Genomic DNA, 13516 nt, shown 5'->3' on the forward strand with positions numbered 1-13516 from the left:
AGAGGTATGAAAATACTACCCGCAATCCGTTCCATGAAGGATTTTGAAAAACTGATCGGCAGTCCCTACCGGGCATGTGTCATCCTCGATATCCATATCGGTCACTTGGAAAGCCATATTACTACAATAAAAAAACATGGATTCGACGTCTACCTGCATCTGGACCTCATCAAAGGGCTGGCGGTGGACACTGCTTCACTCGAATACATCCATCAGAAATATCGGCCGACAGGTATCGTGACCACACGCGGCAGGATCATCAAAAAGGCCAACCAGCTCGGCCTGGAGACTGTACTGCGCATTTTTGTCATCGATTCCTCAGCCATCGAGAAAAGCATCGAACTCATCAGACAGACGGAGCCGAAGCTGATTGAAATCCTGCCCGGCGTAATTCCGAAAGTGATCCACCTGATCAATTCAGAAGTGGAAGCTGATGTCATCGCAGGCGGATTGATCGAAACACAGCGCGAAGTCGACGAAGCCATCGCTGCTGGAGCAAAGTATGTGACTACGAGCAAGACCAGCTTGTGGTTCGATCCGGCCAACCATACTTCATGAGGTATATAAAAGTTGACAGCGCTGCCATTATAGGATAGATTATAAAGTAAGTTAATAGGACACGGAGAGACAGAGCCCACATTAGTAGCTTTTACATAGCTACCAGTGTGGGCTTTTTTATGTTTTATTAGCGAATCAATCAAACAAAGGAGTGGTTTGCAATGAATGAACTCGTTGCAGAATTTGTTGGAACGGCAATACTTATCCTGTTCGGGGCAGGCGTCGTCGCCAACGTCAATTTGAAGGGGTCCCTGGCGAAAGGGTCGGACTGGATCGTCATCGCATTCGGTTGGGGTTTTGCGGTGGCTTTTGCCGTATATGCCGTCGGCCAGTTCTCAGGTGCACACATCAACCCGGCCGTTACACTCGGCTTCGCATTTGCAGGTGAATTCGAGTGGGCGAAAGTAATTCCTTACATCATCGCACAGGTGCTCGGGGCAATGGTTGGGGCATTCCTCGTCTGGCTGCACTTCATGGCGCACTTCAAGGATGAGGAGGACGAAGGCACGAAACTTGGTGTGTTCGCCACAGGTCCGGCCTATCCAAACTATGTCGCCAACTTCACCAGTGAGATGATCGGTACATTCATCCTCGTCATGGGCCTGCTCTTCATCGGTGCCAATGATTTCACTGAAGGCCTGAACCCGCTCATCGTCGGCTTCCTCATTACGGCGATCGGACTCAGTCTCGGCGGTACTACGGGATATGCCATCAACCCGGCCCGTGACTTCGGCCCGCGGCTCGCTCACTTCCTCATGCCGATTCCAGGCAAGGGAAAATCGAACTTCGTCTATGCCATCGTACCGATACTCGGTCCTTTGGCCGGCGGTGCGCTCGGTGCAGTGGTATATAACGCGATATTCCTGGGTTCACCGGACCTTTTCCTCGCCATTGCGATCGTCTTCACTGTTTTGGTTCTCGTGCTTGGGGTATTTCTTAATAAAAGCATCCTTAAGGGCGAAGCTTCCAAACTGATGTAGATTTCAACGTTTTTGAATACAACAAAAGTAAAGGGGAATGAATCAATGGAAAAATATATCATGTCTATCGACCAGGGCACTACGAGTTCACGCGCCATCCTGTTCAACAAGGAAAGTGATATCGTCGGCACCAGCCAGAAGGAGTTCAAGCAGTATTTCCCGGAATCTGGATGGGTGGAGCATAACGCCAATGAAATCTGGAGTTCGGTCCTCTCCGTGGTTGCAGGTGTCATGTCTGAAAATGACATCAAAGCCGAACAGATTGAGGGCATCGGCATCACAAACCAGCGTGAAACCACCGTCGTCTGGGATAAGAATACCGGCCGGCCCGTCCACAACGCCATCGTCTGGCAATCCCGCCAGACCGCAGACATCTGTGATGAACTGAAATCCCAGGGCCATGAGGATACATTCCGCAACAAGACCGGTCTGCTCCTCGATCCTTACTTCTCCGGTACGAAAGTCAAATGGATCCTCGACAATGTCGAAGGCGCACGGGAAAAGGCGGAGAACGGCGACCTTCTTTTCGGTACCATCGACACGTGGCTCATCTGGCGCTTCACTGAAGGGGATGTCCACGTCACGGACTATACCAACGCCAGCCGTACACTGATGTACAACATCCATGAGCTGGAATGGGATAAGGAACTGCTCGACATACTGGGTGTTCCGGAATCCATGCTGCCGGAAGTCAAATCCTCGAGTGAAGTATACGGGGAAACGACGAAATCCCACTTCTTCGGACGCAACGTTCCCATTGCAGGGGTTGCAGGAGACCAGCAGGCGGCCCTGTTCGGCCAGACCTGCTTCAAGGAGGGCGACGCGAAGAACACTTATGGTACCGGCTGCTTCCTGCTCATGAATACAGGCACGGAAGCCATCCAGAGTCAAAACGGCCTGTTGACGACGATTGCCTACGGCATCGACGGCAATGTGAAATACGCTCTCGAAGGATCCATCTTCGTTGCGGGATCCGCCATCCAGTGGCTGAGGGACGGGTTGCGCATGTTCAATGACTCGCCGCAGTCGGAATCATACGCGAACCGCATCGAATCGACGGAAGGCGTATATATGGTTCCGGCATTCACCGGACTCGGCGCGCCATACTGGGATTCTGAAGCTCGCGGTGCCATCTTCGGACTGAGCCGCGGGACTGAAAAGGAACATTTCGTCCGCGCCACGCTTGAATCCCTCGCCTACCAGACGAAGGACGTCCTGGATGCGATGCAGAAGGATTCTAATATAGAGTTGGAGACGCTGCGTGTGGATGGCGGCGCTGCAGCCAATGACTTCCTCATGCAGTTCCAGGCAGACATCCTCGATACGACTGTAGAACGTCCGGAAGTGCTTGAAACGACGGCCGTCGGGGCAGCCTATCTTGCAGGCCTCGCAGTCGGCTTCTGGAAATCCACCGATGAATTGAAATCGGTCAGCGAAACGGACAGCGTATTCGAACCGAAGATGGAACAGGAGCAGCGTGATGCCCTCTATGATGGCTGGCAGCACGCCGTACAAGCCACACAGGCATTCAAACCGAAACACAGCTTCAAGAAAGAAGATTCACAATAAAGACCCGAGGACGCATGGGCTTTATTTGCCATAAAAATAGGAGGTAGGAAAATGCTGAACACATTGACCAGAAAAGACCAGTTACAGCACATGGAGAAAGTCGACTACGATATCGTCGTCATCGGCGGCGGCATCACCGGTGCCGGAATCGCACTCGATGCGGCGAAGCGCGGCATGAAGGTCGCACTCGTCGAGATGCAGGACTTTGCTGAAGGGACGAGCAGCCGGAGCACGAAGCTCGTCCACGGTGGACTGCGGTATCTGAAGCAGTTCCAGGTAGGTGTCGTGCGCGAAACCGGACTCGAGCGTGCCATCGTATATGAGAATGGCCCGCATGTGACGACCCCTGAATGGATGCTGCTCCCATTCCACAAAGGCGGCACCTTTGGACAGTTCACGACAAGCATCGGCCTGCGTGTCTATGACATGCTTGCTGAAGTCAAAAGGAGCGAGCAGCGCAAGATGCTGAGCGTGGGTGATGTGCTTGAGAAGGAACCACTCGTGAAGCGGGACGGCCTGCTTGGCGGCGGCTACTATGTAGAGTACAGGACGGATGATGCACGTATGACGATTGAGGTCATGAAGAAGGCTGCAGAGTTCGGTGCAGACCCGATCAACCACGTGAAAGCCGTAGGCTTCGTATACGACGAAGGCAAAATAGTCGGCATTCACGCCGAAGACCAGCTCAGCGGGGAGACCCATCAGATCCTCGGCCGCCGTGTCATCAATGCGACCGGGCCATGGGTGGATGATGTCCGCTCGAATGATGAGGAAGCCAAAAAGGGCAAGAAACAGCTCTTCCTCTCAAAAGGTGTCCACCTCGTCTTCGATGAGCAGGACTTCCCACTCCACCAGGCAGTCTACTTCGATGCCAAATCAGACGGCCGCATGATCTTCGCTATCCCTAGGGACGGCAAGACATATGTCGGAACGACGGATACGCATTATGAAGGGGACAAGCAGAACCCCGTTACAACACGCGAAGACCGTCAGTATCTTCTCGATACGGCGAATGACATGTTCCCTGGACTGGACCTTACAGAAGAGCATATTGAGTCCACGTGGGCAGGCATACGCCCCCTCATCCATGAAGAAGGCAAGGACCCTTCAGAAATATCACGGAAGGATGAGATCTGGGAAGCGAACAGCAATCTCATCACCATAGCCGGCGGAAAGCTGACCGGCTACCGCCACATGGCCAAGGAGATCGTCGACCTCGTGGCCAAACGTCTCGCCAAAGACTATGGGCTCAAATTCGAGAAAAGCGATACCGTGAATCAGCCGATTTCAGGCGGTGATGTGGGCGGCAGTGAAGGCTTCAATGAATTCGTGAGGAATATGGGCAACCGTGCCCCATCCTATGGCCTCTCCATCACAAATGGCCAGAAACTTGCCTCCCATTACGGCAGCAATATCGAAAAGATTTATGAAATCATCGGTGGACTCGGAGAAGCTTCAGAGCACTACGGACTGCCGAAGGACATCCACGCAAAAGTCATCTACAGCATACAGCACGAAATGGCTGCAAACCCGCGTGACTACTTCGTCAGACGTACAGGTGAACTCTACTTCGACATCGCCAGGGTAGAGGAATACAAAGATGGCGTCATCCAATTGATGAGCGACATCCTAGACTGGGACGGCAGCACACGCCAGACCTACAGAGATGAACTTGAAGTCGCCTGCCGTGAAGCAAAAGGCGTCTCCACCATGGAACACGCATAAATCATCTTCACCCGCCCGAATATGGGCGGGTTTTTTATTTTGGTTCGGCGAGTGGGCGGGCAGCGTGGGCTTAACCCGCGGTCGGAACACCTGCGACGGTGAGTTAACCCCCTAACTTGCCATCGTTCCGCCTGCGACGGTGAGTTAATCCCCTAACTTGCCATCGTTCCGCCCGCGACGGTGAGTTAACCCCCTAACTTGCCATCGTTCCGCCCGCGACGGTGAGTTAATCCCCTAACTTGCCATCGTTCCGCCCGCGACGGTGAGTTAACACCCCATCCCCGGCACAAATAAAAAAAGCGCCGGCTTCTGCAGCCGGCGCTTCATCTTTATACTTCTTCTTTTCTGAATCTCCTCAGGAAATCCTGGAGTCTTGGGTTATCCGACTTGTTGATGACTTCATCGGCGGTTCCGGATTCGGCGATGACGCCATCATCCAGGAACAGGACGCGGTCTGCGATTTCCAATGCAAAATCCATTTCATGTGTGACGAGCACCATGGCCATTTCATCCTGTTCTGCGAGGTCACGTATGACTTCTAGCACTTCCCCGACAAGTTCCGGGTCGAGTGCTGAAGTGACTTCATCGAACAGCATGATCTTCGGCTTCATGACCAGTGCACGAGCCATGGCGACCCGCTGCTTCTGTCCGCCTGAAAGGTTCGCAGGATAGGCTTCATATTTTTCGCCGAGCCCCACCCGGTCGAGCATCTGCTTGGAAAGTTCCACGGCTTCCGATTTCTTCATCTTCTTGACCTGGACAAGTGGTGTGACGCAGTTGTCCAGTATCGTCTTATGCGGGAAGAGGTTGAAGTGCTGGAAGACCATGCCGATATTCTTCCTTACCCCACGCAGGTGCTTTTCGTTCGCCGTCTTCATCTTTCCGCCCGATTCCATCCTCCATAAATTTTCTCCGGCGACTATGATGTCGCCGTCAGTCGGCTCCTCAAGCGTCATCAGCAGACGGATGATCGTAGTCTTCCCCGACCCACTCGGGCCGATGATGGCAATCTTCTCAGTCGGGTATATATCAAGATTGATACCCTTCAGGACATGTGTATCACCGAATGACTTATGAACATCCTTATATTGTACGATTGGTTCCATTATTCGGCCACCTTCACTTTCTTTTTCTTAGTCTCGAATCGACGATTCATTTTATTTTCAAGTCTTCTGATCAAAAGTGCAGAAGGATAGCTGAGCAGAAGGAACAGGAGCGCGACGATGGTCAACGGTTCAATATAGGACCATGTCTGCGCGCCATAGCTCCGTGCGATGCTCAGTATGCCTACAACCCCGATGGTTGCTGCAAGCGGTACTTCCTTGAACAGTATGATCAGATAGTTCCCGAGCATCGGTATCGTCGGCGGCAGTGCCTGCGGCAGGACGATCTTCGTCCATTTGTCACGGGTCGAGAAGTTGAGTGCCGTCGATGCTTCCCACTGTCCCTTGTCCACACTTTCTATTCCGGAACGGTACACTTCACTGATATAGGTGGAAAAATGAATTCCAAGTGCCAGCATGGCGGCGACGAACGGTGTAAAGGACGTTCCGACATACGGCACCATCGGCCACGCGAAGTACAGGAAGAAAATCTGCACGATCGGCGGCGTGGATCGTATGAACTCCTTGATCCAGTAGACGATGAAATTGAATGGTTTGATTGGAGTGGACTCGAGAATCAGCCAGACGAACCCTGCAACCATTGCCAACAGATAGCTGGCAATGGTGAGTCCCAATGTGATCTTGAGTCCTTCCAATATGATCGGAAATGCGTTGAAGAATGTTTCCCAACTCCAATATGTTGCTGACATCAGCTCGCCACCCCTCTCCTGGAGATTTTCTCACCTTTTTTGGAAAGCCAGATGAGCGGCAGTGCGATGATGAAGTACATCACCAGTACCATCAAATAGGCCAGCGGCCCTTCTGAAAGGTTGGATGACCGATATATGTCCCCGTAGTAGAGTATGTCGGTCAGGCCGATCAGCGAGACGAGGGCCGTACCTTTAAGTATCTGTATCGAATAGTTGCCGAACTCGGGCAGCATCAGCCTGAGTGCCTGGGGCAGTATTACATGCCTCATGCGCTGGAACCTTGAAAGGTTCAATGCGACACTCGCCTCCGTCTGGCCCTTGTCGATGGAAAGTATGGAACTTCTGACGACTTCGGACATATATGCCCCATAGTTCAGTGCAATGGCAATGACCCCTACCCACCAGTTGCTTCCAAGATCGATATTGAACAGCATCGGCACTGCATAATAGAGCCAGAAGAGCTGGACAATCAGCGAAGTCCCCCGGAAGATTTCAACATATAATGTAGTGAAGCCACGAATGAATGGATTTTTCGCCAACCGTGAAAGGCCGGCGATGAATGCCATTACGAAAGAGAAGAACGTGGCCACCAGAAATATGCTGATGGTCGTCCATGCACCCTGGGACAGGTAGGTCAGTATGTTCACCCCAGTATCAAACATTTTCCTCACTCCTTATCTGCCAATAAAAAGGTCCAGTATTTCCAAAGGAATGACTGGACCTGAAAAGATTATTCGCCTTCACACAGCTGCTCGGTTGTCACTTCTCCGACTTCCACTCTGTTGTTTTCTGCAGTGAAGCCTTGGGATTCATCGAGAATCTCATCGATTGTGCCATCTTCCTTCAACGTTTCGAGTGCATCGTTATATGCAGTGCGGAGCTCTTCATCCTCAAGGTTGAATGCTGCTGCACCAAAGCTTGGGATGCCCTCGATATCGGGCTGTTCGAAATCTTCCACGATCTCCACATCGTCACTGTCCAGTGATTCATATGCTGCCCTGAGCGTTGCTTCAGTCGCCGCTGTCACATCCGCGTTACCGGATTGGACAGCTGAAAGCTGTGCAGGTATGTCTCCGACCGACATGATCTGGCTTGGATCTACACCTTCCTGATCGAGGAAGTCGAACTGTGTCGTTCCTTCCATAAGTGCCACCGTCACGTCAGGATTTTCTGCGATATCCGCATAGCTGTGGATATCTTGCGGGTTGCCCGCTTGGACCACGAGCCCTTCACCGTACTGCATTTCAGGTTCTGCAAACAGTGCATTTTCACAACGGTCCGGCAGGATCGCCATACCTGCAGTGATGACATCATACTGTCCGGCCTGTACGCCCGGAATCAGTTCGCCCCAGTCCGTCAGGTGCCCTTCCACATTGTCGATGCCCATTTCCTGGAACACCGCTGTCGCTATGTCTATTGCAGCCCCTTCAAGTTCTCCACTCTCTGAATCCTCATAAGCGTAAGGCGGTTCATTCGCAAATCCGATGTTCACTGTGCCACTATCCTGAAGTTCAGCAAGCTTTCCTGATTCTCCACCGGATTCTCCTTCTCCGGACCCGCTGTCTTCCGAGCCTCCATTACCGCAGGCTGCGAGTACGAGAACAAGCCCAAGCATAAGTACTAATGCGTAATTCTTCAAAAGAATCTCCTCCTAGTAAGTTGGTTATCTTTCCCTAGCCATGAACATGTACAACGTTAGTATACAGGAGTGATGCTCTGTGTCAAATTCAGGATTTGATGGATAAAAAAGGTGTAAACATAATGTCGGGGGCTATGCTGTAAAAGCAGTAGGACTTGAATCAATTTTATTATAATTTTACAGATAATTCAAATTATATTGTAAATTTAAACTTATAGAATGATTTTCATCAACTGAGATATATGCAGAAAAAAAGCTGCCCCTCATCAGAGGGACAGCTTGGATAAAACTGATCTACATATCAAATTGCAGCGCGCCGTCTCGGTAGTCTATCTTTACATTGATGCCTTCCGACATATCCGCTTCAATTAGTTTCCTTGCAAGCGGTGTTTCTATGTGACGCTGGATGAAGCGTTTGAGCGGACGTGCACCGAACTGCGGTTCGTAGGCCTCTTCAGATATCCAGTCCTTGACCGCATCAGTGACTTCAACGGTCATATGCTGGTCTGTAAGGCGCCTGTTCAGGTCATTGATCAGCTTGTCTGTAATGAGCTTCATGTTCTCCCTGGACAGCGGACTGAAGATGACGATGTCGTCCATGCGGTTGATGATCTCAGGTTTGAAGTGCTGATGGACCTCCTTCATGACGATGTCCTTCGTACCTTCGGAGATCTCCCCATCCTGCATCACCGTATCGAGCAGATGGTTCGAGCCGATATTCGATGTCATGATGATGATCGTATTCCTGAAGTCGACCGACCTTCCCTTCGAATCCGTCAGGCGGCCTTCGTCCAGCAGCTGGAGCAGGATGTTGAAGACATCCGTGTGGGCCTTCTCCACTTCATCCAGGAGGATGACGGAGTACGGCTGGCGGCGGATGGCTTCCGTCAGCTGGCCGCCCTCCTCATGTCCGACATATCCCGGCGGTGCACCGATGAGCCTGGAGACGGCATGCCGTTCCATGTATTCACTCATATCGATGCGGATCATGTGCTTCTCGGAATCGAACATCGTCGCCGCCAGCGTCTTAGCGAGTTCCGTCTTGCCGACACCGGTCGGGCCGAGGAATAGGAAGCTGCCGGTCGGCCGGTTCGGATCCTTGATGCCGGCCCGTGCCCTTATAACAGCATCGGCAACGAGGTCAACCGCCTCATCCTGCCCGACTACACGTTCATGAAGTATATCGGACAGCTTCAACAGTTTATCCTTTTCGGTTTCGACGAGCTTCGTTACCGGTATACCGGTCCACTGGCTGACGATGTAGCCGATTTCATCCTCCGTCACCACTTCGCGGATGATGCGGTTCTCACCGGCGCTTTCCTCCTGGAGGGCCGCTTCCAGCTCTGAGAGTTCACGCTCGAGCTGCGGCAGCCTGCCGTGCCGGAGTTCTGCGGCCTTTTCAAGCTCATAGTTGTTTTCGGCCTCCTCGAGCTCCTGCCGTGTACGGTCGAGCTCTTCACGCTTATCGTTGACCTTCTGGATCTGCCCCTTCTCCTTCTCCACACGCTGAGCGAGGGACTGCTGGGCTTCACGTCCTTCGGACAATTCCTTCTGCAGCTCTTCAAGCCGTGTCCTTGATACGGAATCATCCTCCGACTTCAAGGCCTGCTCTTCGATTTCAAGCTGCATGACGCGGCGGTTGATCTGGTCGAGCTCGGTTGGATTCGAGCCCATCTCCGTCCGTATCGTGGCACTCGCCTGGTCCATCAGGTCGATCGCCTTATCCGGCAGGAACCTGTCCGTAATGTACCGGTCGGACAGTTCAGCCGCTGCAACGAGGGCGCGATCGGTGATCCGCACCCCGTGGTGCACCTCATAGCGCTCCTTGAGCCCGCGGAGGATGGAAATCGTATCCTCGACATCGGGCTCCGGTATCTGTACCTTCTGGAAACGGCGTTCCAGGGCGGAGTCCTTTTCGATATATTCGCGGTATTCATTCAGTGTGGTGGCCCCGATGCAGTGGAGTTCCCCTCGGGCGAGCATCGGCTTCAGCATATTGCCGGCATCCATCGCACCTTCAGTCTTGCCGGCGCCCACCAGCATATGGATCTCATCGATGAAGAGGATGATCCGCCCTTCCGACTCCTTCACTTCCTTGAGTACGGCCTTCAGGCGTTCCTCGAATTCACCGCGGTACTTCGCACCGGCGACAAGCGCAGAAAGATCGAGTTCAAATATCGTCTTATCAAGCAGGCTGTCCGGGACGTCCTTGCGCACGATGCGCTGGGCGAGCCCTTCCACGATCGCCGTCTTGCCGACGCCCGGCTCCCCGATCAGGACCGGGTTGTTCTTGCGTTTTCTGCTCAGTATGCGGATGGAGTTGCGGATTTCCTCATCGCGCCCGATGACGGGATCCACATTGCCGCTCCGGACTTCCTCGACGAGGTCACGTCCATATTTTTCCAAAACTTCATATTGCACTTCCGGATTTTGTGTTGTCACATGATTTCCCCCTCTTACTTTGTTGATGATCTCCCTGATCACTTCACTCTTGTTTCCGACGGTCTCCTTCAGGATCGGTTCCGTCTCGATGCCTGCCATGAGCATGTGTTCGACCGAGATGTATTCATCCTTCATTTCGCCCATGATCTTCTCTGCCCTGTTCACGACCTGTGTGAAGCCGTTCGACATGTACTGCCCATATTGGACATTGTCTCCCTTGACCACATTGTACTTCGACAGTTTTTCATCATATTTCGTGAGCAGTGCATCCACATCGATGTTGGCCCGTTCCAGTACATCCCGTGCCATGCTTTCATCTATGGTGAAGAGCGCCTTCATGACGGCTTCCACTTCGATCGACTGGAGCTTCATGTCGACGGAAATCGACTGTGCCCTTTCGATGATGGACTGTACCGTGTACGTCATCCTGTTGATATCCATATTCATCACCTCTTGTTCTAAAATGGGAGCAGCTTTATTCAAACCGCCTCAAAATGTTTGACCTTTTTTGACCTTTAACTATATTATACACCCACTGCATTTATTTTCAAGTAATTGATAGCTTTTATCCGACATTTATTTTATATTATATCCTAGGGTTTCATAGGAGGTTGAATCATGGATATTTTGGAAATTATCCGTTACATATTTTTGGGGCTGCTGCAGGGGTTCACTGAACCGATTCCTGTATCATCCAGCGGCCATCTCGTCATCGCCCGGGAAATTTTCGGGATAGAGGCCAAGGGCCTGTCGTTCGAAATACTGCTGAATACCGCATCACTCATTGCGATACTCTTCATCTACCGCCAGGATATCACTGCAATCGTGGTCAATCTGAGCCGCTTCCTGTTCAAAGGGGCGCGGGATGAGGAAGCCGTCGAGGACTTCCGCTATACCATCTATCTCATCATCGCCACCATTCCGGTCGGTGTCTTCGGCATCCTGCTGAAGGACGTCATCGGGGACAACGTCTCTATGCTGACCGTCGGACTGATGCTGTTCATCACCGGCCTCGCACTCTGGTTCATCAAGAACAAGCGGGGCGTGAAGCGCGACGGCGACCTGAGCATCAAGGATGCCATCATCGTCGGGCTGGCCCAGTGCGTTGCACTGATGCCAGGCGTGAGCCGCAGCGGTGCCGCACTCGTCGGTTCAATGGCTGTAGGCATGAACCAGAAGAACGCCCTCAGGTTCGTATTCCTGCTCTACATCCCCGTATCGCTCGGCACGGCACTGATCTCCGTCGGGGACCTCGTGAACGACCCCGAGATCATATCGCTGGCCATTCCCTATGCGCTTGCATTCATCGCCAGCATCATCGCCACATACTTCGGCCTGAAGTGGCTTCAGGGGGTCATGGAGCGCGGGAACCTTGCAATCTTCACCTATTACTGTTTTGCGCTCGGTTCATTCGCCATCCTGTATCATCTGTTCATCCTGTAGGATATGGTCCATACAATATCATCCATACCCCGGCAGTACACACCGGACACAAAAAAATCCCACAACCTTCAGGTTGTGGGATTTGCTTATATGCCGGCCTAGCTCACACCGAGTGCTATCTTGGCGTAACGGCTCATTTTATCTTTGTCCCATGGCGGATTCCATACGATGTTGACTTCCGTCTCTTTGACTTCAGGAAGTTCGGAGAGTGCAGTTTTGACCTGGTCCACAATCTGTGGTCCCATCGGGCAGCCCATGGAGGTAAGTGTCATTTCAACACCTGCGTTGCCATCTTCATCAAGATGTACACCATAGACGAGTCCGAGGTTGACGATATCGATGCCGAGTTCCGGGTCGATGACGTTCTCAAGGGCACCCATCATGCTTTCTTCCATTGCTTTATCCATTTATCTCACTCCTTTTAGAGTATATACTATATAATATATCAAAAAAACTACACGATATAAACATAAATGATATGATAGTTATGATAGTTTTATGAATGTTGACAAGGAGATTTGCCGTAATGGAAAAGCATCTTATATGTTTGGACCTGGATGGGACGCTGCTGAACGACGACAAGGCAATCAGCCCATTCACCAAAAAAACACTACTCGAACTGAAGACACGCGGCCATGAAATCATGATTTCGACCGGCCGCCCCTATAGAGCAAGCGAACCCTACTACCGGGAACTGGGCATGAATACACCAATCGTCAATTTCAACGGCGCCTTCGTCCACCATCCCCAGGATCTGTACTTCAAGACAGTGCATGAGGAACTCGACCTGGAAGTCGCCCAGGAGATCGTCAAGCGTGTACCGGATTTGAACATACAGAACATCATCGCCGAAGTGAAGGACAATGTCTATATCCACTACCATGACGAGGTGCTCTTCGAGGCCTTCAGCATGGGCAACCCGCAGGTCAAGATCGGTGACCTGACCCAGAACATCGAATCGGGCCCGACGACCATACTGATCCAGGCTGAGGAACCGGAAGTGCCGGCCATAAGGCAGGCACTGGATGACCTGTTCGCCGAAACGATCGAACACCGCCGCTGGGGTGCGCCCTATCCGGTCATCGAGATCGTCAAGAAGGGCATCAACAAGGCGGTCGGCGTCGACTACTGCCGGGGCTACCTCGGCATAGACCAGAAGTACACGATCGCCTTCGGCGATGAGGACAACGACACCGAAATGCTCCGCTATGTCGAGCATGGGGTGGCGATGGGCAATGCCATCGATGAAATCAGGACAGTGGCCGACTACATGACCGACACCAATAATGACGAAGGCATCGGCCAGTTCCTGAACGACTTTTTCAAATTGAATCTATAACAAAGAAA

Annotated in this window: 12 protein-coding genes; 6 read left to right on the top strand and 6 right to left on the bottom strand. The window is 52.1% G+C overall.

Annotated elements, in window-relative coordinates; translation table 11 throughout:
- Window positions 1-6: 6 nt before the first annotated feature.
- From EDC33_RS05710 to EDC33_RS05725, 4 genes are all read left to right on the top strand, one after another.
- The gene (locus EDC33_RS05710) at window positions 7-558 is read left to right on the top strand and encodes a glycerol-3-phosphate responsive antiterminator (RefSeq protein WP_124010490.1); all 552 of its coding nucleotides are present in this window, start codon (window positions 7-9) and stop codon (window positions 556-558) included.
- 161 nt (window positions 559-719) lie between these two features.
- Window positions 720-1538, top strand: coding sequence for an MIP/aquaporin family protein (locus tag EDC33_RS05715; protein ID WP_124010491.1), 819 nt, complete (start codon window positions 720-722; stop codon window positions 1536-1538).
- A gap of 45 nt (window positions 1539-1583) precedes the next feature.
- Window positions 1584-3107 carry a glycerol kinase GlpK gene (glpK, locus tag EDC33_RS05720; RefSeq protein ID WP_124010492.1) on the top strand — a complete coding sequence of 508 codons (1524 nt, stop codon included), beginning with the start codon at window positions 1584-1586 and terminating at the stop codon, window positions 3105-3107.
- Window positions 3108-3158: 51 nt separating this feature from the next.
- Window positions 3159-4832 carry a glycerol-3-phosphate dehydrogenase/oxidase gene (locus EDC33_RS05725; RefSeq protein WP_124010493.1) on the top strand — a complete coding sequence of 558 codons (1674 nt, stop codon included), beginning with the start codon at window positions 3159-3161 and terminating at the stop codon, window positions 4830-4832.
- Between the two features lie 329 nt (window positions 4833-5161).
- Here the strand turns inward: EDC33_RS05725 and EDC33_RS05730 are convergent, their stop codons facing one another.
- The 5 genes from EDC33_RS05730 to clpB form a co-directional block, all read right to left on the bottom strand.
- Window positions 5162-5941 carry an amino acid ABC transporter ATP-binding protein gene (locus EDC33_RS05730; RefSeq protein WP_094906544.1) on the bottom strand — a complete coding sequence of 260 codons (780 nt, stop codon included), beginning with the start codon at window positions 5939-5941 and terminating at the stop codon, window positions 5162-5164.
- Window positions 5938-6645 carry an ectoine/hydroxyectoine ABC transporter permease subunit EhuD gene (gene ehuD / locus EDC33_RS05735; RefSeq protein WP_094906545.1) on the bottom strand — a complete coding sequence of 236 codons (708 nt, stop codon included), beginning with the start codon at window positions 6643-6645 and terminating at the stop codon, window positions 5938-5940. The genes EDC33_RS05730 and ehuD overlap by 4 nt, the downstream gene beginning before the upstream one ends.
- Window positions 6645-7307 (bottom strand): ectoine/hydroxyectoine ABC transporter permease subunit EhuC, encoded by a 663-nt coding sequence (ehuC, locus tag EDC33_RS05740; protein ID WP_094906546.1) that lies wholly within the window; start codon window positions 7305-7307, stop codon window positions 6645-6647. The genes ehuD and ehuC overlap by 1 nt, the downstream gene beginning before the upstream one ends.
- 68 nt (window positions 7308-7375) lie before the next feature.
- Complete coding sequence (ehuB, locus tag EDC33_RS05745; protein WP_094906547.1) at window positions 7376-8260, bottom strand: ectoine/hydroxyectoine ABC transporter substrate-binding protein EhuB; 885 nt, start codon at window positions 8258-8260, stop codon at window positions 7376-7378.
- A 318-nt stretch (window positions 8261-8578) separates the two neighbouring features.
- A complete protein-coding gene (gene clpB / locus EDC33_RS05750; protein WP_124010494.1) occupies window positions 8579-11167 on the bottom strand; it encodes an ATP-dependent chaperone ClpB in 2589 nt (862 codons plus the stop codon).
- Between the two features lie 177 nt (window positions 11168-11344).
- Between clpB and EDC33_RS05755 the strand changes: the two genes are divergently transcribed.
- Entirely contained in the window at window positions 11345-12169 is an 825-nt protein-coding gene (locus tag EDC33_RS05755; RefSeq protein ID WP_124010495.1) for an undecaprenyl-diphosphate phosphatase, read from the top strand.
- Window positions 12170-12267: 98 nt separating this feature from the next.
- Here the strand turns inward: EDC33_RS05755 and EDC33_RS05760 are convergent, their stop codons facing one another.
- A complete protein-coding gene (locus tag EDC33_RS05760; RefSeq protein ID WP_040105000.1) occupies window positions 12268-12576 on the bottom strand; it encodes a metal-sulfur cluster assembly factor in 309 nt (102 codons plus the stop codon).
- 119 nt (window positions 12577-12695) lie between these two features.
- Here EDC33_RS05760 and EDC33_RS05765 point away from each other — a divergent pair, with 119 nt between their 5' ends.
- Window positions 12696-13508, top strand: coding sequence for a Cof-type HAD-IIB family hydrolase (locus tag EDC33_RS05765; protein WP_040105001.1), 813 nt, complete (start codon window positions 12696-12698; stop codon window positions 13506-13508).
- Window positions 13509-13516: the final 8 nt, after the last annotated feature.

This window comes from Salinicoccus roseus (assembly GCF_003814515.1).
Taxonomy (GTDB): Bacteria; Bacillota; Bacilli; order Staphylococcales; family Salinicoccaceae; genus Salinicoccus; species Salinicoccus roseus.

Coding starts and splice junctions, on each gene's coding strand:
- EDC33_RS05710 (WP_124010490.1), top strand. CDS start 7: ATGAAAATACTACCCGCAATCCGTTCCATGAAGGATTTTGAAAAACTG.
- EDC33_RS05715 (WP_124010491.1), top strand. CDS start 720: ATGAATGAACTCGTTGCAGAATTTGTTGGAACGGCAATACTTATCCTG.
- glpK (WP_124010492.1), top strand. CDS start 1,584: ATGGAAAAATATATCATGTCTATCGACCAGGGCACTACGAGTTCACGC.
- EDC33_RS05725 (WP_124010493.1), top strand. CDS start 3,159: ATGCTGAACACATTGACCAGAAAAGACCAGTTACAGCACATGGAGAAA.
- ehuD (WP_094906545.1), bottom strand. CDS start 6,645: ATGTCAGCAACATATTGGAGTTGGGAAACATTCTTCAACGCATTTCCG.
- ehuC (WP_094906546.1), bottom strand. CDS start 7,307: ATGTTTGATACTGGGGTGAACATACTGACCTACCTGTCCCAGGGTGCA.
- ehuB (WP_094906547.1), bottom strand. CDS start 8,260: ATGCTTGGGCTTGTTCTCGTACTCGCAGCCTGCGGTAATGGAGGCTCG.
- clpB (WP_124010494.1), bottom strand. CDS start 11,167: ATGGATATCAACAGGATGACGTACACGGTACAGTCCATCATCGAAAGG.
- EDC33_RS05755 (WP_124010495.1), top strand. CDS start 11,345: ATGGATATTTTGGAAATTATCCGTTACATATTTTTGGGGCTGCTGCAG.
- EDC33_RS05760 (WP_040105000.1), bottom strand. CDS start 12,576: ATGGATAAAGCAATGGAAGAAAGCATGATGGGTGCCCTTGAGAACGTC.
- EDC33_RS05765 (WP_040105001.1), top strand. CDS start 12,696: ATGGAAAAGCATCTTATATGTTTGGACCTGGATGGGACGCTGCTGAAC.